Annotated in this window: 25 protein-coding genes; 16 read left to right on the plus strand and 9 right to left on the minus strand. The window is 44.9% G+C overall.

The annotated features are described in order from the left end of the window. Positions 1-12 precede the first annotated feature (12 nt). Together lmr(B) and lmrA are read right to left on the minus strand one after the other, a co-directional pair. On the minus strand, positions 13-1,446 hold the full coding sequence (gene lmr(B) / locus RAC86_RS02310; RefSeq protein WP_014112537.1) for a lincomycin efflux MFS transporter Lmr(B): 1,434 nt from the start codon (positions 1,444-1,446) through the stop codon (positions 13-15). Positions 1,447-1,489: 43 nt separating this feature from the next. Then, positions 1,490-2,056, minus strand: coding sequence for a transcriptional regulator LmrA (gene lmrA, locus RAC86_RS02315; RefSeq protein WP_014112538.1), 567 nt, complete (start codon positions 2,054-2,056; stop codon positions 1,490-1,492). Between the two features lie 213 nt (positions 2,057-2,269). Between lmrA and RAC86_RS02320 the strand changes: the two genes are divergently transcribed. Together RAC86_RS02320 and estA are read left to right on the plus strand one after the other, a co-directional pair. Beyond that, complete coding sequence (locus tag RAC86_RS02320) at positions 2,270-3,406, plus strand: type II asparaginase (protein ID WP_072565689.1); 1,137 nt, start codon at positions 2,270-2,272, stop codon at positions 3,404-3,406. Between the two features lie 171 nt (positions 3,407-3,577). Then, positions 3,578-4,216 carry a lipase EstA gene (gene estA, locus RAC86_RS02325; RefSeq protein ID WP_014112540.1) on the plus strand — a complete coding sequence of 213 codons (639 nt, stop codon included), beginning with the start codon at positions 3,578-3,580 and terminating at the stop codon, positions 4,214-4,216. Positions 4,217-4,253: 37 nt separating this feature from the next. Here estA and RAC86_RS02330 read toward each other — a convergent pair whose 3' ends face one another. Then, positions 4,254-4,637 (minus strand): RDD family protein, encoded by a 384-nt coding sequence (locus RAC86_RS02330; RefSeq protein WP_072565690.1) that lies wholly within the window; start codon positions 4,635-4,637, stop codon positions 4,254-4,256. 234 nt (positions 4,638-4,871) lie between these two features. Between RAC86_RS02330 and RAC86_RS02335 the strand changes: the two genes are divergently transcribed. Then, positions 4,872-5,948, plus strand: a complete 1,077-nt coding sequence (locus RAC86_RS02335) for a helix-turn-helix domain-containing protein (protein ID WP_014112542.1) — start codon at positions 4,872-4,874, stop codon at positions 5,946-5,948. A gap of 39 nt (positions 5,949-5,987) precedes the next feature. On the opposite strand, the gene natK is transcribed toward RAC86_RS02335, so the two are convergent. Further along, on the minus strand, positions 5,988-6,944 hold the full coding sequence (gene natK, locus RAC86_RS02340) for a two-component system sensor histidine kinase NatK (RefSeq protein WP_072565691.1): 957 nt from the start codon (positions 6,942-6,944) through the stop codon (positions 5,988-5,990). A gap of 12 nt (positions 6,945-6,956) precedes the next feature. Then, positions 6,957-7,658 (minus strand): two-component system response regulator NatR, encoded by a 702-nt coding sequence (gene natR, locus RAC86_RS02345; RefSeq protein ID WP_061187007.1) that lies wholly within the window; start codon positions 7,656-7,658, stop codon positions 6,957-6,959. A gap of 143 nt (positions 7,659-7,801) precedes the next feature. Here natR and natA point away from each other — a divergent pair, with 143 nt between their 5' ends. The 3 genes from natA to RAC86_RS02360 all read left to right on the plus strand — a co-directional run bounded on the left by natA (position 7,802) and on the right by RAC86_RS02360 (position 10,771). Then, positions 7,802-8,542, plus strand: coding sequence for a sodium ABC transporter ATP-binding protein NatA (gene natA / locus RAC86_RS02350; protein ID WP_014112545.1), 741 nt, complete (start codon positions 7,802-7,804; stop codon positions 8,540-8,542). Continuing rightward, complete coding sequence (gene natB, locus RAC86_RS02355; protein WP_061187009.1) at positions 8,543-9,703, plus strand: sodium ABC transporter permease NatB; 1,161 nt, start codon at positions 8,543-8,545, stop codon at positions 9,701-9,703. 135 nt (positions 9,704-9,838) lie between these two features. Next, positions 9,839-10,771, plus strand: coding sequence for an aldo/keto reductase (locus RAC86_RS02360; protein ID WP_014112547.1), 933 nt, complete (start codon positions 9,839-9,841; stop codon positions 10,769-10,771). Between the two features lie 38 nt (positions 10,772-10,809). Here the strand turns inward: RAC86_RS02360 and RAC86_RS02365 are convergent, their stop codons facing one another. Together RAC86_RS02365 and RAC86_RS02370 are read right to left on the minus strand one after the other, a co-directional pair. Beyond that, on the minus strand, positions 10,810-11,874 hold the full coding sequence (locus RAC86_RS02365) for a DUF4352 domain-containing protein (RefSeq protein ID WP_072565692.1): 1,065 nt from the start codon (positions 11,872-11,874) through the stop codon (positions 10,810-10,812). A 22-nt stretch (positions 11,875-11,896) separates the two neighbouring features. Beyond that, positions 11,897-12,028 carry a hypothetical protein gene (locus RAC86_RS02370; protein WP_133058580.1) on the minus strand — a complete coding sequence of 44 codons (132 nt, stop codon included), beginning with the start codon at positions 12,026-12,028 and terminating at the stop codon, positions 11,897-11,899. A 173-nt stretch (positions 12,029-12,201) separates the two neighbouring features. On the opposite strand from RAC86_RS02370, the gene RAC86_RS02375 reads away from it, so the two are divergent. Further along, positions 12,202-13,617: a YcdB/YcdC domain-containing protein gene (locus tag RAC86_RS02375; RefSeq protein ID WP_072565693.1), complete on the plus strand. Its 1,416-nt coding sequence runs from the start codon at positions 12,202-12,204 to the stop codon at positions 13,615-13,617. A 185-nt stretch (positions 13,618-13,802) separates the two neighbouring features. Beyond that, the gene (locus tag RAC86_RS02380; protein ID WP_072565694.1) at positions 13,803-15,164 is read left to right on the plus strand and encodes a YcdB/YcdC domain-containing protein; all 1,362 of its coding nucleotides are present in this window, start codon (positions 13,803-13,805) and stop codon (positions 15,162-15,164) included. Positions 15,165-15,170: 6 nt separating this feature from the next. Here the strand turns inward: RAC86_RS02380 and cwlK are convergent, their stop codons facing one another. Beyond that, complete coding sequence (cwlK, locus tag RAC86_RS02385) at positions 15,171-15,674, minus strand: peptidoglycan L-alanyl-D-glutamate endopeptidase CwlK (RefSeq protein WP_072565695.1); 504 nt, start codon at positions 15,672-15,674, stop codon at positions 15,171-15,173. Between the two features lie 120 nt (positions 15,675-15,794). Between cwlK and rapJ the strand changes: the two genes are divergently transcribed. The 6 genes from rapJ to znuB all read left to right on the plus strand — a co-directional run bounded on the left by rapJ (position 15,795) and on the right by znuB (position 22,227). After that, positions 15,795-16,916 (plus strand): response regulator aspartate phosphatase RapJ, encoded by a 1,122-nt coding sequence (rapJ, locus tag RAC86_RS02390; RefSeq protein WP_014112553.1) that lies wholly within the window; start codon positions 15,795-15,797, stop codon positions 16,914-16,916. Positions 16,917-17,026: 110 nt separating this feature from the next. Continuing rightward, the gene (locus RAC86_RS02395; protein WP_072565696.1) at positions 17,027-17,803 is read left to right on the plus strand and encodes an SDR family oxidoreductase; all 777 of its coding nucleotides are present in this window, start codon (positions 17,027-17,029) and stop codon (positions 17,801-17,803) included. Between the two features lie 24 nt (positions 17,804-17,827). Beyond that, on the plus strand, positions 17,828-19,519 hold the full coding sequence (locus RAC86_RS02400; protein ID WP_072565697.1) for a glycoside hydrolase family 13 protein: 1,692 nt from the start codon (positions 17,828-17,830) through the stop codon (positions 19,517-19,519). A gap of 180 nt (positions 19,520-19,699) precedes the next feature. Next, positions 19,700-20,677, plus strand: coding sequence for a metal ABC transporter substrate-binding protein (locus RAC86_RS02405; RefSeq protein WP_014112556.1), 978 nt, complete (start codon positions 19,700-19,702; stop codon positions 20,675-20,677). Between the two features lie 54 nt (positions 20,678-20,731). Next, entirely contained in the window at positions 20,732-21,427 is a 696-nt protein-coding gene (gene znuC / locus RAC86_RS02410; RefSeq protein WP_072565698.1) for a zinc ABC transporter ATP-binding protein ZnuC, read from the plus strand. Further along, positions 21,385-22,227 (plus strand): zinc ABC transporter permease ZnuB, encoded by an 843-nt coding sequence (gene znuB / locus RAC86_RS02415; protein WP_053407028.1) that lies wholly within the window; start codon positions 21,385-21,387, stop codon positions 22,225-22,227. The genes znuC and znuB overlap by 43 nt, the downstream gene beginning before the upstream one ends. Before the next feature lie 37 nt (positions 22,228-22,264). Here the strand turns inward: znuB and RAC86_RS02420 are convergent, their stop codons facing one another. Then, on the minus strand, positions 22,265-23,260 hold the full coding sequence (locus tag RAC86_RS02420; RefSeq protein WP_072565699.1) for an LLM class flavin-dependent oxidoreductase: 996 nt from the start codon (positions 23,258-23,260) through the stop codon (positions 22,265-22,267). A gap of 283 nt (positions 23,261-23,543) precedes the next feature. Here RAC86_RS02420 and RAC86_RS02425 point away from each other — a divergent pair, with 283 nt between their 5' ends. Together RAC86_RS02425 and RAC86_RS02430 are read left to right on the plus strand one after the other, a co-directional pair. Further along, positions 23,544-24,143: a TerD family protein gene (locus RAC86_RS02425; RefSeq protein WP_014112559.1), complete on the plus strand. Its 600-nt coding sequence runs from the start codon at positions 23,544-23,546 to the stop codon at positions 24,141-24,143. Positions 24,144-24,164: 21 nt separating this feature from the next. Next, positions 24,165-24,746, plus strand: coding sequence for a TerD family protein (locus RAC86_RS02430; RefSeq protein ID WP_072565700.1), 582 nt, complete (start codon positions 24,165-24,167; stop codon positions 24,744-24,746). Positions 24,747-24,779: the final 33 nt, after the last annotated feature.

Raw genomic sequence — 24,779 nt, forward strand, 5'->3', positions numbered from 1 at the left:
GGGCTTTTCATATTAATGATCGACTTTAACACGCTTCAAAAAGAACGCGCCAATTAGTCCGATAACAGCAACAATCATTGCAAACACAAACGCGTGCTGCACGCCCGCTGTCAAAGCCTGCGGGATGACTGCCGGATCGGCAGGGTTTTTGACTGTGCTCATATAATCGTGCTGGCCTGCAGCCATAATGCTGACCGCAACCGCTGTTCCGATAGCGCCCGCCATTTGCTGCAGTGTGTTCATGATGGCGGTGCCGTCTGGATAAAACTCGCGAGGCAGCTGGTTTAAACCATTTGTCTGCGCAGGCATCATAATCATAGAGATCCCGATCATCAAGCAGGTGTGCAGGATGATGATCAGCACAGCCGTTGAAGTGGTCGTGATGTTTGAGAAGAGCCAAAGGACAACAGTAACAATCACAAATCCCGGAATAACAAGCCATTTCGGTCCGTATTTGTCGAACAGACGGCCTGTAACGGGGGACATAAATCCGTTTAAAATGCCGCCCGGCAAGAGAATAAGACCAGAAGCAAAAGCCGTCAGGACTAAGCCGCCTTGCAGATACATCGGCAGAAGCAGCATAGATGACAGGATGACCATCATGCAAATGAACACCATAATAACACCCAAAATAAACATCGGGTATTTGAACGCACGTAGGTTCATCATCGGCTGCTTCATCGTCAGCTGGCGGATTGAAAATAGGATAAGACCGACAACCCCGACAATCAGTGAGACGATCACAGTCGGACTGGACCATCCGCCGGAGCCTTCACCCGCGTTGCTGAATCCGAACACAATGCCGCCAAAGCCAATCGTCGACAGAATGATAGATAATACATCGATTTTCGGCTTTGTAATGTCAGATACATTTTGCATGTATGCCATACCGAAAACAAGTGCCAGCACAAGGAACGGAAGAGAGATCCAGAAAATCCAGTGCCAGTTGAGATGCTCCAGAACCAACCCGGAGAATGTCGGGCCGATGGCGGGCGCGAACATAATGACAAGCCCGATCGTTCCCATCGCCGCGCCCCGTTTATGAGGCGGGAAAATCACCAAGATCGTATTAAACATCAGAGGCAGTAAAAGACCCGTTCCGAGTGCTTGAACGACCCTCGCTGCTAATAAAAACGGGAAGCTCGGCGCAAGCGCCGCAATCAAGGTGCCTAAAATTGAAAAGATAAGTGACACGGTAAAAAGCTGTCTTGTTGTGAACCACTGCAATAGCAGTCCTGATACAGGAACGAGGATACCGAGCACAAGCAGGTAGCCCGTCGTTAACCATTGAACGGTTGCTGCTGTAATGTTCAATTCCTTCATAAGATCGGTTAAAGCGATATTCAGCGCTGTTTCACTGAACATGCCGATAAAACCGGCCAACAGCAAGGAAATCATAATCGGCATCACTTTGTATTGCTGAGATGCTTTAGCTGCTGTTTCCAAAAATCATTTCCCCTCTCTATTCGAACGTAAGTATGTCTTATTTTTATCTCTTCAGCAGGTCAGGAATGCAGTTGGAGATATGAAGGAGCGGTGTGCTGTTTTTTGCCGTCAAAGATAAAAGAATACCGCCTTCAATCATGGCGTTAATCACAGTGCTGACTTCCTTAGCATGGCTCTCGCTGCAGCCTGCAAGCCGCAGTTTTTCCTCATACACAGAGGCCCACTCTTTGTAGGCTTCATGGCAGGCTTCCCGCAACGGTTCGCTTTCCAATGACGTCTCAGCCGCAAGCAAGCCGACAGGCAAGCCTTCAATGTCTTCCGTACATGAAAATTGGCAGGAGAGCTCCTTCAAAAAGGCTTGAATGCCTTCCGCTGGATCGGTACAGGCTTCCATGCAGTCCGTGATTTTCTGCCGGATATATTCCTTCATCTCATTCACCGCTTCGATCGCCAGCTGTTCTTTACCGCCGGGAAAGTGGTAATAAAGAGAGCCTTTAGGCGCGCCGCTTTCCTTAATAATCTGGTTCAGCCCCGTGCCGTAATATCCCTGCAGCTGAAATAGCCTGGTTGCAGCTGAAAGGATTTTCTCACGGGAATCTCCATAACTCATAACATTCCCACCTTACTGAATTGCAATCAAAATATAGTGACTGGTCTATTATCTTGATTCGACCATCAATTGTCAAGAAAAATTCGTTGTATGAAAAGACAAAAAAAAGTATATTACAACGAAAAAAGCCGAGAGAAAAGCTGACGCACATTTTGACTGAATAAATAAAATGTTCGATCATTAGACATCATAAGGATGTAAGGAGAGAAACAGATGAAAAAACAAAGACTGCTCGTACTCACTCTTTTTACCGCACTATTATTTCTGGCCTTTACCGGATGCTCACAATCTCCTGAAACAAAAGAATCCTCGATAGAAAAGTCGCAGACACAAAAAGTCTCTTCGGCTTCCGTCTCTGAAAAAAAGGATCTGCCAAACATTAAAATTTTAGCGACAGGAGGCACGATTGCAGGGGCCGATAAATCGAAAACCTCAACCACTGAATATAAAGCAGGTGTCGTCGGCGTTGAATCACTGATCGAGGCAGTTCCGGAGATGAAGGACATTGCGAACGTCAGCGGCGAGCAGATTGTCAACGTTGGCAGCACAAACATTGATAATAAAATATTGCTGAAGCTGGCGAAACGCATAAACAAATTGCTCGCTTCAGATGATGTAGACGGAATCGTCGTGACCCATGGAACCGACACATTGGAAGAAACAGCTTATTTTTTGAACCTCACTGTGAAAAGCGATAAGCCGGTAGTTGTCGTCGGTTCTATGAGACCGTCCACAGCCATCAGCGCTGATGGGCCGTCTAACCTGTACAATGCAGTTAAAGTGGCAAGCGCACCTGGGGCAAAAGGAAAAGGAGCGCTCGTCGTTCTTAACGACCGCATTGCATCAGCCCGCTATGTTACCAAAACAAACACAACCGCAACGGATACATTTAAATCAGAAGAAATGGGATACGTCGGAACGATTGCTGATGATATTTATTTTAATAATGAAATCACCCTCAAGCATACGAAGGATACAGAATTCTCAGTTTCTCATCTTAATCAGCTGCCGCAAGTAGACATTATCTACGGGTACCAAAATGACGGAGGCTACCTGTTTGACGCGGCTGTGAAAGCCGGAGCAAAAGGGATTGTCTACGCTGGTTCAGGAAACGGGTCTTTATCTGACGCAGCCGAAAAAGGAGCGGTCAGCGCAGCTAAAAAAGGCGTCACTGTGGTGCGCTCAACCCGTACGGGAAATGGTGTCGTGACACCAAACCAAGACTATGCGGAAAAAGATTTGCTGGCATCGAACTCTTTAAACCCCCAAAAAGCACGGATATTGCTGATGCTTGCGCTCACCAAAACAGACAATCCTCAAAAAATCCAAGCTTATTTCAATGAGTATTAAAGAAAAGAAGGCGAAAAGGCCTTCTTTTTTTAGGTATTTCAGGCTCAAAAGACAGCAAAATTTCCTCTGAACCTTAAAATCTCTTTAAAAATAAGCCAAAATTACCCTTTACTTAATTAATTTGGTAACGTAATATAATTGAAGAATTTGTTACAAAAAAAGGAGGATATTATGAAATTTGTAAAAAGTAAGTTCATTGCACTTGTAACAATTTTGTTGCTGTCAGTCACATCGCTGTTTGCGATGCAGCCGTCAGCAAAAGCTGCTGAACACAATCCAGTTGTTATGGTTCACGGTATTGGAGGAGCGTCATACAATTTTGCGGGAATTAAGAGCTATCTCGTATCTCAGGGCTGGTCGAGGGACAAGCTATATGCAGTTGATTTTTGGGACAAGACAGGCACGAATTATAACAATGGCCCGGTATTATCACGATTTGTGCAAAAGGTTTTAGATGAAACAGGTGCGAAAAAAGTGGACATTGTCGCTCACAGCATGGGTGGCGCGAACACACTGTACTACATAAAAAATCTGGACGGCGGAAATAAAATTGAAAACGTCGTAACGCTTGGCGGAGCGAACCGTTTGGTGACAAGCAAGGCGCTTCCAGGAACAGATCCAAATCAAAAGATTTTATACACATCCGTTTACAGCAGTGCCGATATGATTGTCATGAATTATTTATCAAGATTAGACGGTGCTAAAAACGTTCAAATTCATGGTGTTGGGCACATCGGTTTATTGATGAACAGCCAGGTCAACAGCCTGATTAAAGAAGGACTGAACGGCGGAGGCCAAAATACGAACTAACGAGAAACATAACCTTGAAGAATTCTATTCTTCAAGGTTATTCTGCTTTCAGCACAATTGTTTTCGCAGCCATATCATGAACGGCTTGTTTTTTCTTCGTAAATGCGGCTGTCAAATAGATCAAACGAGAGAACACGTGCACCCACGCTATCATGTAACGGACAATGGCCTGTGGGAGGGATATTTTTTCGTATGTTTCGTCTCTCACGATTTGCAGCCCGATGATTTTTTTGCCCAGTGTACCTCTCCAATTTGTCAGTGGTATCAGCAAAGGATACACAAGCAGCATCAATATGGCCACAATAATGACGCCGGCGGACCCGTCACCCAACGTAAATCCGGCTGCGAAAATCACTGCTGCGGCAATGATCACATCAAGTACTAGAGCGCAAGCGCGCAGCATAAAACCAGCTAGTTCCAACATATACACTCCTTAAAATTTTAGATAAATACCTAATGATTGTAAAAAAGAAGGGCCTTAAGTGGGAATAGGTTATAAGCCTTAAATCACAAAAGTTGGTGAAAATGTCATAGGTAAATTGGCATAATCAGCCAGCTTATCATATTACCAAATTCTTTTTTAGCCCGAAACCAAGCCCTCAGAAGTTATTTTTGTTAAAATAGAAAAGTTACAACAGAATTCGGAGGGTTTATTGTGGGAAAAGTGAAACGAAATGCCCCTTGCCCATGCGGCAGCGGCAAGAAATATAAAAAATGCTGCGGAAGCAAAGTTGTCGACTTCCCGACAGAACTAGCGGCAAAAGAAGCAAAACAAATTCAGGAAGACTTAGTGGAGTATGCCTTCACAGTACATAGAGAAAGCATTTCAGGCTTTATCAACCAGCATGATTTTCTTTCTGCTATGGACAGACAGACGAAAGACATCAGCGTATTTAACTTAGGGATCTGGGGAATCTTCTTCCATCCGCTTGCTGGTGAAAAGACAATCTTCGAAGAGTACCTTCAGAAAAAAGGCGATTCGATCACTCGTCCGAAAACGCGTGAGATCGTTGAATCATGGAAGAGCATGACGCCTGCTTTATTGTTGCTGCAAGACCTGAAGGAAGGTGTCATTCACTTTGAGGATGTCATTACGACAAAACAATTCGAAGTGGAAATGGACGCCAACAATCAAGACCTCCCGCCAGTGGGAAGCCTGATTCTCGGATATCCAATCCACGAAGCAGAAAAAGCAGAATTCTTCATGCAGTTCACGATCTTCCCGGTGAAGAGAACGGAAGCGCTGATCAGCAAAGTGAAGAAATATGCGGATGCCGCTGTGAAGAATGGCAAAACGCCGGAAGACTTCATGAAGCAGGAATTCAACAACGTTCTGTTCGCGCTGTTAGCGGAGAAAGATGAAGAGCCGCAAGCAGAGGCAGCGGAAGAAAGCAGTATTGAGTGGGCAAACGACATGGAGAAAGAAACAGCTGCGGCTATCGAAGAAGGCATGAGCGGAGATGAGTATCCGACTGAATTGATTCCGGCTGTCATTGACATCTGGAAAACATTCTGTGAGAAAAAATCACCTGTCATCAGAAAGCCGGAAGCTTTTGCGGCGGCAGTTGAATATTATGTGAATGCGATTTCTCTTAACGGCGCGTCCGTTTCTCAAGCCAAACTGGCGAAAAAATACGGCGTAAGCGCATCAACGATTTCCAGCCGTTACAAAGAAATTGAAAGCACGCTGCAAGACGAAGCAGATCGTTTTGCACAAGCACTATCCTCATAATGAAAAAAACCTTGAAAAGCCGGGCTTTTCAAGGTTTTTTTATTTCTGAAACGGAATTTTGATTTCTAACCGGAAGACGGGGTCGCGGTAGGTAAAATCCAGCCTCCCAAAAGCGCTTTTCACCAGTTTTTGAATAATATACGTGCCCATGCCTTCATGAGCGCCGCTTTTTGTTGAACGGCCAAACGATTGATACAGTGTATCGAGCACTTTTGGGTCCATGCCGGGCGTGCTGTTTTCACAAATCAGCACATAAAGCCCGCTGCGCAGCGAAGTTTCCAGCTTAATCTCCGCTTTTTCTCGGGCCTCAGCCGCGCTGTCGAGCGCATTTTCTAATATGTTGCCGACCAAGCTGACCTGATCAGCGGGTGAAAACGGAAGTGAAGAAAGCGGTGTATGCATATGCAGCGAAACCTTCACACCTGAAGTATGTGCTTTTTCAAGAAAATCATAAAGCACTCCTGCAACGTACGCATTCTCTCCCTTCAAAAAACGGTCATATTGACTGTACTGATCCGCCCAGTTTTGAATATATGCTTGTGTATCTGCCTTTGACTGTGCTGAATGGATCGCTGTTATATGCTTCATTGTATCGTGATTCCGGCTTCTAACGTCCATCAGCATTCGATTGGCGTGCTGTTCAGCTTGAGCCAGCTTATCAATTTGATCAGAGAGCCTTGCCTGCAAGGCAGACTGTCCGATACGGAGCCGTTCACACGCTGCAAATATCAAGATCGCAAACAATGCCGGCAGTATGTCAGAGCCAACCAGCACCACCGCCGCTGATATCACTTGAATCACGGCAATCCATGCACAAAGCTGGAGGGAACAGCGGTCCCACACCCGCTTCGTTTTCCATAGGTACAGCCCTGCTGCTGCCGCGCCTAAAGCAGCGGCCAGCAAAGAGACAGCTGTACTGTGCCAAAGAGCAGCAGCCCCCTGATAAAATATGAAACTAAATAAAAACAGACAAAGACATTGAAAAAGGGTAATCACGTTCCGAACTCCTCAAAAATAGTAGTTTTGAAAAAAATCAAGCTGCTGCTTGGTGATCATCGCTTTTTTAGGCGTTCCCTCAAAGGAAACCGTAAACGAATGCTTTGTATAAGCGGAAAAATGCTTTATGTAATGAATGTTGATAATAAAGGAACGGTGCGAACGGAGAAAATCCTTCTCAGGCAGGTCGCCTTTAATATCATTTAATGTTTGATACGTCTGCACCTCTTCGGCGGTTGTCACAATCGTCGTCGAACGTCCCGTCCGTTCTGCGAAAATGATATCCTTCTTTTGCAGCACGTGCATTTCAGATTTTTGCTTAATCAATATCCGCCCATTCAAACTTGTTTCCGTTTTCTTTTTCAAATAACGGTCGAAGGAAGCGTTCAGCCGGTCGGCATGGTACGGCTTCATAATATAATCATGGACGTTCAGGTCAAAGGCGTGAACGGCATATCCGCCGTTGCCGGTGACGAAAATCACGTCCACATCAAGCGAATGGGATCTGATCAAATCAGCAAGCTCGTAACCAGACATATGAGGCATCTCGATATCGGCAAGCAGCAGATCAATGTCACCGTTCTTCACCCGGCTGTAGGCTTCCTCCGCTGAATCGGTGGAAAAGACAATTTCGACATCCTGCATTCTGGACACGATCGCTTCCAATTTCTCTAAATCTACTCGATAATCATCGACAAGTCCGACTTTTACCATTATCATTCCCCTAGTTACATAGAATCATCTTTATTCTATCCCATTTCGCGACATAAAAAGAACTCTTCGCGACAACTTTATCCAACAAATCCAGCATTTCGTATATAGTCATTACTAGAAATAACGAAAAGGGAGATTGTGACATGATTACACTGACCGATTGCAGCCGCAGGTTTCATGATAAGAAAAAAGTAGTCAAAGCGGTGCGAGATGTAAGCTTAACAATTCAAAAAGGAGAAGTCGTCGGCATTCTCGGAGAAAACGGTGCCGGCAAAACCACGATGCTTAGAATGATTGCTGCCTTGCTTGAACCGTCAGAGGGCGCAATCAGAGTTGCCGGCTTTGACACGGTCAAGCAGCCGGCTGAGGTCAAAAAAAGAATCGGTGTCTTATTCGGAGGAGAAACCGGGCTTTACGACAGGATGACCGCTAAAGAAAATCTGCAATATTTCGGCCGGCTGTATGGGCTAAACCGCCACGAGATCAAAGCAAGAATAGAAGATTTATCGAAACGGTTCGGGATGCGCGATTATATGAACCGGAGAGTGGGCGGGTTTTCGAAAGGCATGAGGCAGAAAGTCGCCATTGCCAGAGCGCTGATTCACGATCCGGACATCATTTTATTTGATGAGCCGACAACTGGGCTTGATATTACGTCAAGCAACATCTTCCGCGAATTCATCCAGCAGCTGAAAAGAGAACAAAAAACGATTCTTTTCTCCAGCCACATTATGGAGGAAGTGCAGGCGCTCTGTGACAGTGTCATCATGATTCACAGCGGAGAGGTGATTTACCGAGGGGCGCTTGAATCACTATACGAGAGCGAGCGCAGTGAGGATTTGAATTACATCTTTATGTCTAAGCTTGTCAGGGGGATTTCTTAAATGCTGAGCCATATTTATAAAAAAGAAATGATCGACGCTTTGCGAGACAGAAAAACGATATTACTCACAATCTTAGTGCCGATGATTATGATGCTTGGGCTTGTATTCTTTTATGAAAGCATGCTGTCCGACAAAGGGGAGCAGTACACGCTGGCAGTCGGCCATTCGCTGCCGCCCGCACTGGAAAGCAAGCTTAATGGGATTGACGAAATCAGCGTAAAAACATTTGCAAAGCCTGAAGAGGCAGTTGATGAAGGAAAAGCAGATGCCTATCTGAACGTCCCGAAAGAGTTCGACTCATATGTCAACAGCATGACACCTTTTAAGGTTGATGTTTACGGCAATTCAATCGATCAAGGGTCGTCAAATGCCATGCAGCTTGTGCAGTCTGCCTTAGATCAGTACAAAAATGAAATTGTGCAGGAACGTTTAACAAATAAGCACATTGATCAATCGGTAATCCAGCCGTTTACGATTCAGCAAAAGGAAGCGGCAGAGGAGAAAGGGGCCTCCGCTATTATGCTTTCTGCCATTCTGCCCATGCTGATTCTGACATCCATTGTTTCCGGCGCAATGCCGATTGCTCTTGATATCATGGCCGGGGAAAAGGACCGGAAATCAATCGAGGCGCTGCTGTTGACGCCAGTCAGCAGAAACAAAGTGCTGGTCGGCAAGTGGCTTGCGGTTTCTACTTTTGGAGTTGCTTCGGGTGTATTGGCTTTGGTGTTTTTGATTTTGTCCACCGTGTTATTTACCGAGAATTTAAAAACGGCCTTCCAGCTGGGAGATCATATGTGGAGTGTAATCGGCGCTTCAGCCTTAATCATCGTGCTTTCTGCATTGCTGATCTCTGCGATGGAGCTTTTCATCAGCATTATTTCCAGCTCGGTAAAAGAAGCGCAAAGTTATATGTCTTTCATCGTCTTTCTGCCTATGCTCCCGATGTTTTTCATCCTCAGCAAGGCACCGAATCAATTTGACTTGTCGTACTTTCTCATCCCGTTTTTGAACCTGCATGCGTTATTTAAACAGCTTTTATTCGGGATGGTTGAGCCGGCTGCCATTTTGTACACGTCAGGAACCATCGCCGTGCTCATCGCCATTTTCTTTTTACTGGCCAGAGCCTGTTTCTTGAAAGACAAATGGGTCCTGCCAAAATAAACTTGCAAAAGGAGAAATACACTTTCTCCTTTTTGTATATCCTGAAAAAAGAAGGAAAATAGAAAAAGGATATCTAATACAGAAAGTGACCCTGCACTATTTTTCATCAAAATTGGTTTCAAAGGAGAAGGAACAATGGATCAAACACGTACACTTGGCAAGACGAAGCTGCAGGTGAAGCGGATCGGGTTCGGCGCGAATGCGGTCGGCGGGCATAATCTATTTCCGAATCTGAATGATGAAACAGGGAAAGATTTGGTGCGGACGGCATTGGATGGCGGCGTGAACTTTATTGATACCGCCTTTATATACGGACTGGGGCGTTCTGAGGAATTAATCGGCGAAGTTGTGCAAGAACGAGGCGTGCGGAATGAGCTCATTATTGCCACCAAAGGGGCTCATAAAGAAGTGAACGGCAGCATTGAATTAGACAACAGCCGGGAGTTTCTTCGCGGCGAGGTGGAAAAGAGCCTGAAGCGGCTGAAAACAGATTACATTGATTTGTATTATGTTCATTTCCCGGATGGGAAAACGCCTCTCGCTGAAGTGGCGGGCACGCTGAAGGAGCTGAAGGATGAGGGTAAAATCAAAGCGATCGGCGCTTCGAACCTCGATTATCAGCAATTGCAGGAATTTAATGCTGACGGTTATTTGGAGGTCTTCCAAGCTGAATACTCTCTCATTCAGCGTGATGCCGAGAAGGAGCTGCTTCCGTACTGTGAAAAACACGGCATTTCCTTTATTCCTTATTTTCCGCTCGCGTCCGGGCTGTTGACAGGAAAATTCACGAAAGACACGGCCTTTGATGACTTCAGAAAGGATAAGCCGCAATTTCAGGGAGAAGCGTTTATTCACAATCTCAAAAAAGTAGATAAGCTGAAAGCGGTAGCGGAGGAAAAACAAGCGGAGACGGCACATGTCGCCTTGGCGTGGCTGTTAACAAGACCGGCGATAGACGCTATCATTCCAGGCGCTAAACGTCCTGAACAATTGAAAGATAACCTGAAAACCTTGAACATTGAATTAACCGAAGATGAAGTGAACTTCATCAGCGGAATCTTCACATAAAAAAGGAAATAGCTTGGAGGCTATTTCCTTTTGGTGTTTTATTCTTTGATGAATGCTTCGACTAATTCTGCTGCTCTGTAATCGTCCATATCAAGCTGCCATTGGTCGATGTCATTTTTCTTCATTTTCACTTCAACCGTTTTTTCAGATGAAGCCGGTCCGAGCTTCTTGAATTCTTCAGGATAGACTTGAAGCGCATATTTCACAGCATCCTCATAGCTGGCGCCAGAATTTTTGCTGTAGTAGTCTTTCACTCTGTCTTCGATTCGGTCTGAGAGTGAAGATGCATCTACCGGTTTAATTGTGGCTTCAACAATCGCTTCGTCTTTTGAGATCGAAGTTGTTTTCGCCTGGATGGAAGAGTTTTTGCTTAATCCCTCTTTAATGCCGTTCACGATATTATCAAGCGCTTTGCTGTCGGCATATGTGCTGGAAAGGCCCGAAGCTGAGAGATAGCCGTCTTTCGCTGATTCGTTGAAATCACTTACAATTTTATTTTTGTTGTCCCCGGTGATTTTTTCGAAATCAGCGTTGTCTTTACCGAAAAGAAGGACATCAACATAAGCTGATAATGCTTTTGCAGAGTCTTGGAGCTGGTCTGCTGTCGCAAGGATCTTTTTGTCTTTTCCGTCAATTTTGAAAGTAACTGATTTTGGCTTTTTATCACCGTAAGATTCCGGCGTATAGTTAAGCTCGTATTTCTCGCCTTCATCTACAACATAGAAGAGGCTACCTTCAACCGATTTGTCAGCGTTAATCGTGCTGCTGCGCAGCTTTTCGTTATAATCCTCGGGATCTGTGTCAGACATCTTAGTATCATCTTGATACAAAGTGAAATCCATACTGTCTACATTCAGCGGTTCTTTTCCTGTGTTTTTCACAGCGACATTGACTTTTAACACAAGCTGGTCATCTGAAGTGGATTTATCATATTTGGACGGCAGTGTATAAGAGACATCCTTGATTTTGACTTGAGCTATATCTGAGCTTTTTTCTGTTTCTGAATTTTTCTTCTCCGCGCTTGTTTTGCTTCCGGAACAAGCAGCTGTAAACATCATCAGCAGAAGAATTAGGAAAACAGCGTACGTTTTTTTCTGAAACATTCATTTTTCCTCCTCAAATGGTTTAGGAAAGGGGAGTCTTTTGTCTTTGAGAAATAGATCTTTTTGAATGGATTAGCATCATATAACCAAAAAAATCAGTTCTTTTCTCACGGTTTTCACCGGATTTTCTGGAAACTCCGCCCTTCTTTGTCATGAATGGACCTATAAAAAGTTACAACGGATTTAATTTTAAGATTATTAGCTTTTATATTGAATAGGTTCATCATACTATTTTTGGTGAAAAATGTTCTGGAAAAATTGGTAAACTCAGAAATTTGTGTATTTTAGACTACTACTTTTTGATTAGTTGAAGGGGACATAAGAACGATGAAAGGGGCCATCTTGGTGAAGAAAGAGGAACTGAAGCAAAAAGCACTGGAAATCGGCCGGGTGCCGACACACTTAAAACTGGAAATTGAAGATTATGGCGATGATGAGAAAAGCGCACATTTTTGTTGGACAGATCCTCAGGATGAACACATCGGCATTATCGTGGAACTTGGGCCGGATGGACAGCTGAAATCTCTTTCCCGAGATATTGAGGCTGAAAGCGGAGAAAGGCTGTCTGAGGAGAAATTAGAGGATATCATGCGCCAATTTGTAGAGACTCATTATCCCGGGGTGCTGTCAGTCTTTGTGCGTGAAGAAGAGAACTGTACATCCGACGATAAAGTGAGATTTTCATATGTTCAAATGGAGGACGGTCTTCCTCTTCCCATGAGCGGATTTATGGGTGAAGTTTCCTTATCAGGTGAGATCATTTACTTTCGCTATTACGGCAAAGCGGGCAGCATCATCAAGCCAAAGCGGGTCGCTGATGAAGAAGAGGCATTTGCCTTCATCAAGAAGGACGTGGAGTTCAACCTTTTGTTTGAGGTTCTCCATCGTTCTGTTTACAAAAACGGGGACGATCAACCGCATTTGGTGTATGAGCCTGAATGCAGGGCCGTTACCGTGCCTGCCGATTTGGTGAAAGAAGAACAAGCATTTGATGATGACGATGACAGGGAGCCGGAAAGCTTTCCTCTCCCTTTATTCGAAGGCATTCACGAAAAGGCTGATCTTGGCAGTATGATCGGAATGGAAAAAGGGTTTGTCAAAGAGCGGGAAGCGGATTTGGGAGACGGGAGAATAAGGACCGTTTGGCGGAATCCGGATGATCCCGTGTATCAGCCGGCGGATAAAAGCATGGACAGCTGGTTTAGAGGACGGGTTCATCAAGTGCTGAAAACCATTCATAACAAAGAAACCGGAAAACTCGAAGGCGTCATGTCATTTATGGAGAAAAAAAGCCCGTTGACAGTAACTGAGGCAGAGTGCGAAAAAATTGCGCTTCGTTTTCTGTTTGCTTTATTCCCGAATGCCGATCAATATTTTAAGATCAAATATGACGAACCCGATGAAGAAGAAAACGCAGTCGCTGGTTTTACATTTGAAACTCACTGTCACGGGGTTCCGCTCCGGTTTGGGCAGATCAGAATCTGCGTCAGCCGCCAGACAGGGCATATCACCGTTTATATGGCACCGGATATTGACCCGAAGGAGCTGGAAGCCATTCATCCCGTTCCGGCCATTTCAGCAGAACAAGCCAAGTCTATCTTTTGGCAGCATTTTAAAGTTGAGCTTGGTTGGGAGAGAGAATACCGCGATGATGAAGAACAGAGCTACCGGCTCGTCTATAAGCCGGTGTATCCGCGTTTTATCGAAGCCCATACAGGAGAGCCCGTTTTCAGTTCATGGTAAGATAGCCAAAAGTCACACAAATGCCGCGGATATATAAGGTGAGATGTGATGAAAGTAACAGGAAGAATATCAGAAAACAACGACAATAATAGAAAAGGACCTTTCTTCACTTTAAATGAAGAAAGGTCTTTTTATATAATAAACAGGATTCTCTTTGTCGTAGACTCTTTGAAAGGATGACTTCATTGGTTAATAAACAGCTGAAAAAGAAGGCGCAAGAGATCGGGAATGTACCTCCGCATTATGAGCTTGAGATAGAAGATTACGACCAAAAGCAAAAGAAGAAGAGGCAGGCATACTTCATCTGGAAGGACCCTGAAGATCCGGAAAAGCACATTACAGTTGAACTCCGACATGACGGCGCTTTGCTCACCTTTTCAACAACCGTCCGCTCCGAGACAGACAAAAAACTTCCAGATGCCGAGTTGAAGCTGATGGCTCTTCAGTTTGCTGCTGCCAATCATCCCGGCACATTTATGAAATTTCACTTTCAAGGTAAGGAAGAACGGGGACAGCATATCCGTTTTATCTATACCAAAATGGAACTGGGGCTTCCGCTTCCCAATTCAGGCTTTTTAATTGATATGACACGCAGCGGACAGATTGTCCATTTCTTATATTACGGAGAAGGGCATAAAGCCGAAGTTCCAAAGGAATTTGTAGCAAAAGAGAAGGTTGTGTCCCATTACTTAAATACAATGTCTTTGCAGCTGATGTACGATGTCATTGATGGCGAACAGGCACCCAGGCTTGTATATGAACCGATTTTGCCGGGATACAGCTACCCCGCGGATGTAGACGAAATCGTGCCTGACCAGCATATCGCAGATGAAAGAATAGAAAACGGGGCGCCCCTGCCGCCGCTTCAAAACACGGAAGAAATCAATATATATGCCATGCTGGGCCTCACCTCTGATATGCAGAAAGTCAGTGAAAAGGACTTTGGAGAAGAAATAGGAAGCACGTGGCGAAAAGGCACTGCGCCGGAGCGTAAAGATTTAAGCATTGGAAGTTATTTTGAAACGAGAAATAAAAACACAATCAAAATGAAGACGGATAAAAAAAACGGAAAATTAAAAGCAGCGCTTTCTTTTATGGACCAGCGGAACAACCGCCAATGCTCAACGGAAGAATGCCAAAGGATAGCGCTTCAATTTTTGTATGCCCTCTATCCGAGAGCAGCTGAGTTTTTCAGAGCGAATCCCGTCCGAATTGATGAAAGAGGGAGGGTCCGCAACCATTTTTCTGTCTGGTATAAAGGAGTGCCGCTGCGGTTCGGCGCTGCCCGCATCATTGTCAATCCGGAAACGGGAATGATTGACGCTTTTATGGCGCCGGATATTGATCCAGAACGATTGGAAACAATCAATCACAGGCCGGATGTTTCAGCTGAAGAAGCGAAAGAAACGTTTTTGGCCGCATTTGATGTGAAGCTGGAGTGGCAGCCTGATTTTACAGCAGGCAGCGATCAGCATTACAAACTTGTCTATAAGCCGGTTTATCCTTCCTATATTGATGCGCACATAAGGAAAAAGAAAAGGCTGTGAGGGTGTCTAGTCAGGAATCATCTCCAAGTGGGGGTAGTCCTTGAATCGTTTCCAGTCCCCGCCCCACTCAAAGCCGAGTTTCTTAGCGATCTCGACAACCTCCAGCCAATCTGATTTTCCGTTTTGATTGCCGTCATATTCCATATCCCATATGATGCTGCCATCCTTTTTTTGAAGGGCGAAATCAATAGCTAAACCATAGTTATGATACGATTCCCCTCCTCTTGCATAGGTGACAATATTCCCTTTTTTTGTACGTCCCTGTTTATATAATTCGTCTTGTTCCTTAAAGGACCGGAATCCTTCTGTAATGACGACGGTAATGCCTTTATTCGCTGCTGCGGCCTTGAGGGCATCGGCATTCTGCTTCACAATCGGATGAAGATCCGAAGGGACAGGCATATCCTGCAGGGCATTTTGAGAATGCCATTCGTGCCGTATATAACTAAAACACAGATCAAGAAGAAACAGAATACATAAGATAACAGATGTTTTTGCTGATAATTTCATATCGGTCTCACTTTCTCATGATGTGCTAAATGTTAACGCTTATACGATTGACTCTCTCTAAAAGCGAACAGCTATGATAAAATATAACATAAATAGTAGCAGGAGGAAGGAGGCAGACCGATGAGAGCAAAGATTCCATCTGAGGAAGTGGCAGTAAAGCTAAACGAATGGTACAAGCTCATTCGCGCATTTGAAGCAGATCAAGCAGAAGCGTTAAAGCAGGAGATCGAATACGATTTAGAAGACATGGAAGAAAATCAGGACTTGCTTTTGTATTTTTCTTTGATGGAATTCCGTCATCGTATCATGCTTGATAAGCTGATGCCGGTGAAAGACAGCGACACCAAGCCTCCGTTCTCAGATATGCTGAACGAAATTGAAAGCAATCAGCAAAAACTTACAGGCTTATTGGAATACTACTTTTATTATTTCAGAGGGATGTACGAATTTAAGCAGAAAAATTTCATATTAGCGATTGACCATTATAAACATGCCGAGGAAAAGCTCGAGTATGTCGAGGATGAGATCGAAAAAGCTGAGTTTCTTTTTAAGGTTGCAGAAGTGTATTATCACATCAAACAAACGTATTTTTCAATGAATTATGCGAGCCAGGCGCTTGATATCTATACGAAATATGAATTGTACGGGCGCCGCCGCGTGCAGTGTGAATTTATCATCGCCGGAAATTTGACCGATGTTTATCATCATGAAAAAGCGCTGACACACTTGTGCAGCGCCTTAGATCATGCCAGGCAGCTTGAAGAAGCGTACATGATCGCCGCTGCCCATTATAATGTCGGACACTGTAAGTACAGTCTGGGCGATTACAGTGAAGCGGAGGGCTATTTCAAAACAGCCGCCGCCATTTTTGAGGAGCACAATTTTCAGCAGGCCGTTCAAGCCGTTTTTTCACTGACCCATATCTACTGTAAAGAGGGAAAATACGACAAAGCGGCAGAGACGTATGGCCGCGGGGTAAAGAGCGCCGCTGAATGGGAAGATGACATGTATTTGACGAAATTCCGCCTCATTCATGAGCTGTATCTTGGAAGCGGCGACCGGAGTGTGCTTAAAGAATGCTTTGATCTGCTGGAATCCCGCCAGCTTCTTGCAGATGCTGAGGATCTGCTGCATGATACAGCGGAACGTTTCAATCAGCAGGAACGTTACGAGTCCGCCGCTTTCTTTTACCGCAGGCTGATGAATATTAAAAAGAAGCTTGCTGAGCAGCGTTTTCAATAGGTGGTGGCAGAGAACATAATCGGTTCTCTGCTTTTTTTTATGCTGTTTTCAACCCGAAAAAATAGGGTATTTTCCACTGCATAATGGAAAATCAGAGGAGGATATCGTTTATGTATAAAGATTTAACCGGAAAAACAGCGATTGTGACAGGTTCTTCAAAAGGAATAGGGAAAGCCATTGCGGAACGATTTGGACAGGAGAAAATGAATGTTGTTGTGAATTACCACAGCGATCCATCTGGAGCCGATGAAACTGTGGACATCATTAAGCGTAACGGAGGGAAAGCTGTCGCAGTTGAGGCGGATGTGTCCAAAGAAGCAGGGATTCAGGCGCTCTTGGACACCGCTTTAGAGCATTTTAGCACGCTCGATGTCATGGTGAACAACTCCGGCTTTAACGGCACGGAAGCCATGCCGCATGAGATGAGTCTAGAAGATTGGCAGAGAGTCATTGATGTCAATGTCACCGGAACCTTTATGGGAGCCAAAGCAGCGCTTAACCACATGATGAAAAATAATATCAAAGGCAATGTGCTGAATATCTCTAGCGTTCACCAGCAGATCCCGCGCCCCGTCAACGTCCAGTATTCCACGTCCAAAGGCGGCATCAAGATGATGACAGAAACGCTGGCGCTCAACTATGCGGATAAGGGAATCCGTGTCAACGCGATAGCGCCCGGCACCATTGCAACAGAATCAAATGTTGATACGAAAAAGGAAGAGAACAAACAAAAACAATTGAAGAAAATCCCGATGAAAGCTTTCGGAAAGCCGGAAGAAGTGGCAGCAGCAGCGGCTTGGCTCGTATCTGAGGAAGCGAGCTATGTGACCGGCACAACACTATTCGTCGACGGCGGAATGACACTTTATCCATCTCAGCTTGAATAGAACACTAAACAGGGGGATTGCGGGATGAAAACAGACTGGTGGAAGGATGCGGTGGTGTATCAAATTTATCCGAGAAGCTTTCAGGACAGCAATGGAGATGGAATGGGAGACCTGCGGGGGATCATTTCCCGCCTTGATTACATAAAGGAGCTCGGGGCAGATGTGATTTGGATTTGCCCGATTTATCCTTCTCCGAATGTTGATTACGGCTATGATGTGACGGACCATAAGACGATTATGGATTCATACGGAACGATGGGCGATTTTCACGAGCTGCTTGACGAGGTGCATCAGCGCGGATTAAAGCTGGTGATGGATTTTGTGTTAAATCACACCTCGGTCGAGCATCCATGGTTTAAAGAAGCGGAGCTGGACAAAAACAGCAAATACCGCAGCTATTACTTTTGGCGCCCCGGCACAAAGAACGGCCCTCCGACGGACTGGGTGTCTGACTACGGATGCCCGGTCTGGCAATACGAGGAGCACACGGGAGAATATTATCTCCATATGAATGCCGTCAAACAAGCTGATTTAAATTGGGAACATCCTGAGGTGCGCCAAGCGGTGTTTGACATGATGAGGTTTTGGCTCGATAAAGGGGTAGACGGCTTGCGCATTGATCAGCTCCATCTCATTTCTAAGAAAGAATATCTTCCTTCGTATGAGGACTATATCAATCAGCAGGCAGAGCTGAAGCCTTTCCAGCCAAATGGCGAACGAATTCATGACTATTTAAAAGAAATGACAGATGAAGTATTTTCCCGGTACGATGTGATGTCTGTCGGAGAGGTTGGCTCTGTTACACCGGAGGAAGGGCTAAAGTATACGGGAACCGATAAGCATGAACTGAATATGATTTTTCACTTTCAGCATATGGAGCTTGACCAGCAGCCGGGAAAAGAACATTGGGATGTAAAGCCCCTTGAGCTTTCTGATTTAAAATCGGTTTTGACATCATGGCAAAAGCAGCTGGAACATCAAGGGTGGAATACTTTGTATTGGTGCAACCACGACCAGCCCCGGATTGTGTCCAGGTTCGGAGACGATGGGGAATACCGCAAAGCATCTGCGAAAATGCTGGCCACCGTTCTTTATCTCATGAAGGGAACGCCATATATTTATCAGGGAGAAGAAATCGGGATGACAAACGCGCCGTTTACCCGGATTGAGGACTACAAAGATATCCAAACGATCAATATGTATCATAAACGGGTATTTGAAAAAGGCTATGATCCAGAAGACGTGATGAGATCGATCTTAGCCAAAAGCCGGGATCATGCCCGGACGCCGATGCAGTGGAGCAACGGCAAAAATGCCGGATTTACTGACGGCACGCCTTGGTTGAAGGTCAACCCGAACTTCACGGCCATCAATGTGGAAGAGGCACAGACAGACCCTGATTCGATCCTAACCTATTATAAAAAGCTGATCAGCCTGAGAAAGCAGTACGCTGATCTCATCAAAGGAAGCTATGAACTTTTGCTTCCGGATGATCCGCAGCTGTTTGTGTACGTGAGAGAAAATGGTAAACAACAGCTTTTGTCGGTGAATAACTTTTCAAAAGAGCAAGCTGTTTTCAGGTGGCCTAAGAACTGTGGCAAGGCTCAGGCATCCCTGCTTCTCAGCAATTATAAAAACAACGGTGACCTTGCTGATGAAATGGTGTTTCAGCCTTATGAGAGCAGGGTGTATCTTCTGGACAATTCAATCAAATGACTCAGCCCGGCATTTTCAGCCGGGTTTTTTAAGTCATATATTGGCGCCATAGACGGGAAGAATAACATCAAAATGAAAATTACTCTTGCAAAACGTAATGACTTCGGTTTATTATGATATAGGATTACAAAATCGTTATCATTTTGATTTAAAGTTACTGAAAAAGAGGGGATATACGATATGTTTAAAAAATGGAGCGGCTTGTTTGTGATTGCAGCATGCTTTTTATTGGTTGCAGCATGCGGCAACTCATCAACAAAAGGGTCGGCGGACTCAAAGAGTGATAAACTGCATGTTGTCACAACGTTCTACCCGATGTATGAATTTACAAAACAAATTGTAAAAGACAAAGGCGATGTGGATCTGTTAATCCCATCTTCCGTTGAACCGCATGATTGGGAACCGACGCCGAAAGACATTGCCAACATTCAGGATGCTGATTTGTTCGTTTATAATAGTGAATACATGGAGACGTGGGTTCCGTCAACTGAAAAAAGCATGGGCCAAGGGCATGCCGTTTTCGTCAATGCGAGCAAAGGCATTGATTTAATGAAAGGCTCTGAAGAAGAACATGAGGAGCACGGAGAGCACGAGGAGCATGAGCATGGGGAGCATGAGCACAGCCATGAAATGGACCCTCACGTATGGCTCAGCCCTGTTCTGGCGCAAAAGGAAGTTAAAAATATAACGGCCCAAATCGTAAAGCAGGACCCGGATAATAAAGAATACTACGAGAAAAATAGTGCAGAATATATTGCAAAACTGCAGGATCTTGATAAACTATATCGTACAACCGTAAAAAAAGCGGCGAAGAAAGAATTCATCACGCAGCATACAGCTTTTGGCTATTTGGCAAAAGAATACGGCCTGACTCAGGTTCCGATTGCAGGGATTTCTCCTAACCAAGAGCCAAGCGCAGCCGACTTGGCAAAGCTGAAAACATATGCCAAAGAACATAACGTAAAAGTGATTTACTTTGAAGAAATTGCATCCTCAAAGGTCGCAGAAACGCTTGCCAATGAAATCGGCGCGAAGACAGAAGTGCTCGATACACTGGAAGGCTTAAGCAAAGAAGAACAGGATAAAGGTTTAGGGTATATCGACATTATGAAACAAAACCTCGATGCCCTGAAAGATTCACTATTGGATAAATCATAAGATAGTGTGCGCCGGAGGGTGCACACTATTTCTTTGTGAGAAAGGAAGATTGACATGAATCTCGTCTCATTGAAAGATATCGTTTTCGGCTATTCCCACACGCCTGTGTTGGATAAAGTATCACTTGATATTGAAAGCGGTGAGTTTGTCGGCATCACAGGACCAAACGGGGCCTCTAAATCGACGCTCATGAAAGTAATGCTCGGCATGCTGAAACCGTGGGAAGGCACGGTGACGATCAGTAAAAGGAATACAGAAGGAAAACGCCTGACGATAGGGTACGTTCCGCAGCAAATTTCTTCATTTAATGCCGGCTTTCCGAGCACGGTACTGGAGCTTGTTCAGTCAGGCCGATACACAAAAGGGAAATGGTTTAAACGTTTAAATGAAGAAGATCATCTCGAAGTGGAAAAAGCGCTGAAAATGGTGGAAATGTGGGAGCTCCGCTATCGGAAAATCGGCGATTTATCAGGCGGACAGAAGCAGAAAATCTGTATCGCCAGAATGCTCGCCAGTAACCCGGATCTCCTAATGCTGGACGAACCGACAACAGCCGTTGACTACGACAGCAGAAAAGGATTTTACGAATTTATGCATCACCTTGTGAAAAATCACAACCGCACAGTTGTAATGGTTACTCACGAGCAAAATGAAGTACAGCAGTTTTTAGATAAAGTAATTCGATTAGAGAGAGGAGAAAAAGGCGGATGGAAATGTTTGACTTGGAATTCATGCGACGAGCTTTTCTAGCAGGCGGCATGATTGCCATCATGGCTCCGATACTAGGAGTGTATCTCGTTCTCAGAAGACAGGCCTTAATGGCTGACACACTTTCACATATTTCATTGTCAGGTGTTGCCATCGGCTTTTTCCTCAGCACCAATATTACCGCGGCGAGCATAGTCGTCGTGACCGTCGGCGCAATTGGGATTGAATACATGCGGCGGGCATATCGGACGTATTCAGAGGTGTCCATTGCCATCTTAATGGCGGCTGGTTTGTCCTTCGCGATGTTTTTAATCAGCTTTTCAAAAGGCACCGCCAATATGAGCATCGATCAATACCTTTTTGGATCGCTCGTGACAGTAAATCAGCAGCAGGTGTATATTATTGGCATCATTACATTGCTGATCCTGCTTTACTTTATCGTACTGAAAAGACCGCTCTACCTGCTGACGTTTGATGAAGCAACAGCAAAAACATCAGGAATCAATACAAACTTCCTGTCGATGTCCTTCAGTATCGTCACAGGCCTTGCGATCTCAGTTATTATCCCGATCATCGGAGTTCTTCTTGTATCAGCCCTGCTCGTATTGCCGGCAGCATTCGCTATCAGAATTGCAAAAGGCTTTAACATGGTATTTATTACAGCCATACTCATTTCGTTATTCAGCGTATTTATGGGGCTGACATCGTCCTATCAGCTCGGAACGCCGCCAGGGCCGTCCATTACCCTGCTTTTGATCGTTCTGCTTTTGATCGGATTTGCAGTTCAGGGAGTTTGGACATTTATCAAAAAAGAAGCCCTGCGTAAAAAAGGGCGCCGGTAACATGAAAAGCAGTTTTCCATAGGGAAAACTGCTTTTTTTATAGAAACATCCCGGCAAGACGCTCATATGATTCCTTTTTCGCCTCAAAATCAAACACATTGCATAGAACCATGATTTCATTTGTTTCATAGCGGTCTGTCAGCTCTAAAAGCTGCTGTTTGACAGTAGTTGGAGAACCGATCACCATCCGCTTTCTGTTCTCTTCTATAAGTTTTTTATCGGACTCTGTGTAGGGATGCGCTTTTGCCTCCTCGATGCTCGGCACTCGGCTGTCCAAGCCTTTTCCGACACGAAGAAGCCATAAATCCTGGCTTAGGGCGAGCTCTTCTGCCTCTTCATCTGTTTTTGCACAAATGACAAAAATCGTAAACAGTGCCGTCGCAGACGAGAAATGAGCTGATGGCCGAAAGCTTTCCCAGTAAACGCGAAATGCATTTTCTCCTCGCTCAGGATTAATGAAATGCCCAAATACATATCCAATGCCCTGATGCGCCGCGCGTCTTGCGCTGTTTTCACCGAGACCGAGCACCCATAGCTCCGGTACAGTGTCAATTAGGGGCGCCGCTTTGATTCCGGCATACGGATGCCCGGGAGGAAGCGAATCTGTGAGAAAATAAGAGACATCCTGCAGCTGTCTGTTAAATTCGGTTAAGCTCTTTTTTACCCCGTCTGTTAGCGCAAGACGGGTTTTTGTCGTGCCGCCGGGAGAACGCCCGACGCCGAGGTCAATCCGGTTCGGATACAGTGCTTCAAGCTGGCGAAAGGTTTCTGCTACCTTAAACGGGCTGTACTGGGGCAGCAGCACACCGCCTGACCCGACACGAATCGTGCTCGTGTGTGCTGCGATGTGAGCGATCATGATTTCAGGCGCTGTGCTTGCCAGTCCTTTCGTGCTGTGATGTTCGGCAAACCAATAACGCTTATATCCCCACTGTTCGCTTAATTGGGCAAGCTCAACCGAATGCTGAAGAGTTGCCACAGGGCTTTCTCCTTTAGAAACAGGTGCCTGGTCAAGTATGCTTAAATGAATCAAAAGGCCGCTTCCTTTCTGTCTGTTTTTAGAATGTGACACAAGAATAGGCAAAATGACTCGCTCACGTCAAATGGTTTGTTTAAGATGCGTACTTCATAGCATTTGCAAAACATATATCAAATATGGAAGTTTTTTTTCGAGGATTTTCGTCAATTATTCTTAACTTTTACGAAACTTTGATATAATAACAAACGTATATATTAATAATTTACGGCTTATTTTCCTTGTGAGCGTAAAAATAAATGTGACTATCTTCACATTTCGATGAGTAGGAGTGAATCGTGTGGCAATTTCTTTAGAAAAAGGTCAGCGAATTGATTTAACAAAAGGAAAAGCCGGTCTGTCAAAATTGATGGTCGGTCTCGGCTGGGACCCGGTGTCCTCAGGCGGAGGATTCTTCAGCAAACTGCTTGGCGGAGGCGGTCCGAATATAGACTGTGACGCTTCAGTGCTGATGCTGGAAAACGGAAAATTCACCGATAAGAAAAATATAATTTATTTCGGCAACCTGAAAAGCCGCTGCGGCAGTGTAAAGCACACAGGCGACAACCTGACAGGCGATGGTGCGGGCGATGACGAGCAAATTATGATAGATTTGGGAAAAGTGCCTGCAAACATCGATAAGCTTGTATTTGTTGTAAATATTTATGATTGTGTCAGAAGAAAACAAGATTTCGGCATGATTCAAAATGCGTTTATCCGTGTAGTCGATCAATCTAATCATGAAGAAATGCTCAAATACAATTTGAGAGACAATTATGCAGGCAGAACAAGCCTGATTACAGCAGAAATCTACCGCAGCGGCAGCGAGTGGAAGTTTGCGGCGATTGGTGAAGGCACAAACGATACGAGATTAGAAGATATTATCAGCCGGTACGTATAAAAGAAAAGGAGTGGATGAAACATGGCAATTTCATTGGCAAAAGGACAAAAGGTAGATTTAACAAAAACAAATCCGGGTCTTTCAAAGGTTGTTGTCGGTTTAGGCTGGGATACGAATAAGTATGACGGCGGGCACGACTTTGACCTTGACTCAAGTGTGTTTCTGTTAGACGCAGCAGGCAAATGCGCGTCTCCAAACGATTTTATTTTCTACAACCAGCTTGAAGGCGGCAACGGTTCAGTCGTTCATTCAGGCGATAACCTGACTGGTGCTGGCGAAGGCGACGATGAGAGTGTCAAAGTGAATCTCAGCGCAGTGCCTGCCAATATTGATAAAATCTCATTTGTTATCACCATTCACGACGCTGAAGCACGCAGCCAAAACTTCGGACAAGTATCAAACGCGTTCGTGCGCATCGTAAATGAAGAAACAAATGAAGAGCTCATCCGTTACGACCTTGCCGAAGATTTCTCTATTGAAACGGCAATTATTGCAGGGGAGCTTTACAGACATAACGGCGAGTGGAAATTCTCCGCTATCGGCTCAGGCTACCAAGGCGGCCTTGCCCGCATCGCAACGGACTACGGTTTACAAGTCGGTTAAGACAAATACGAAGAGCAGTAAGGAGAGAGGCAG

The sequence above is a fragment of the Bacillus sp. LR_5 genome (assembly GCF_042709275.1).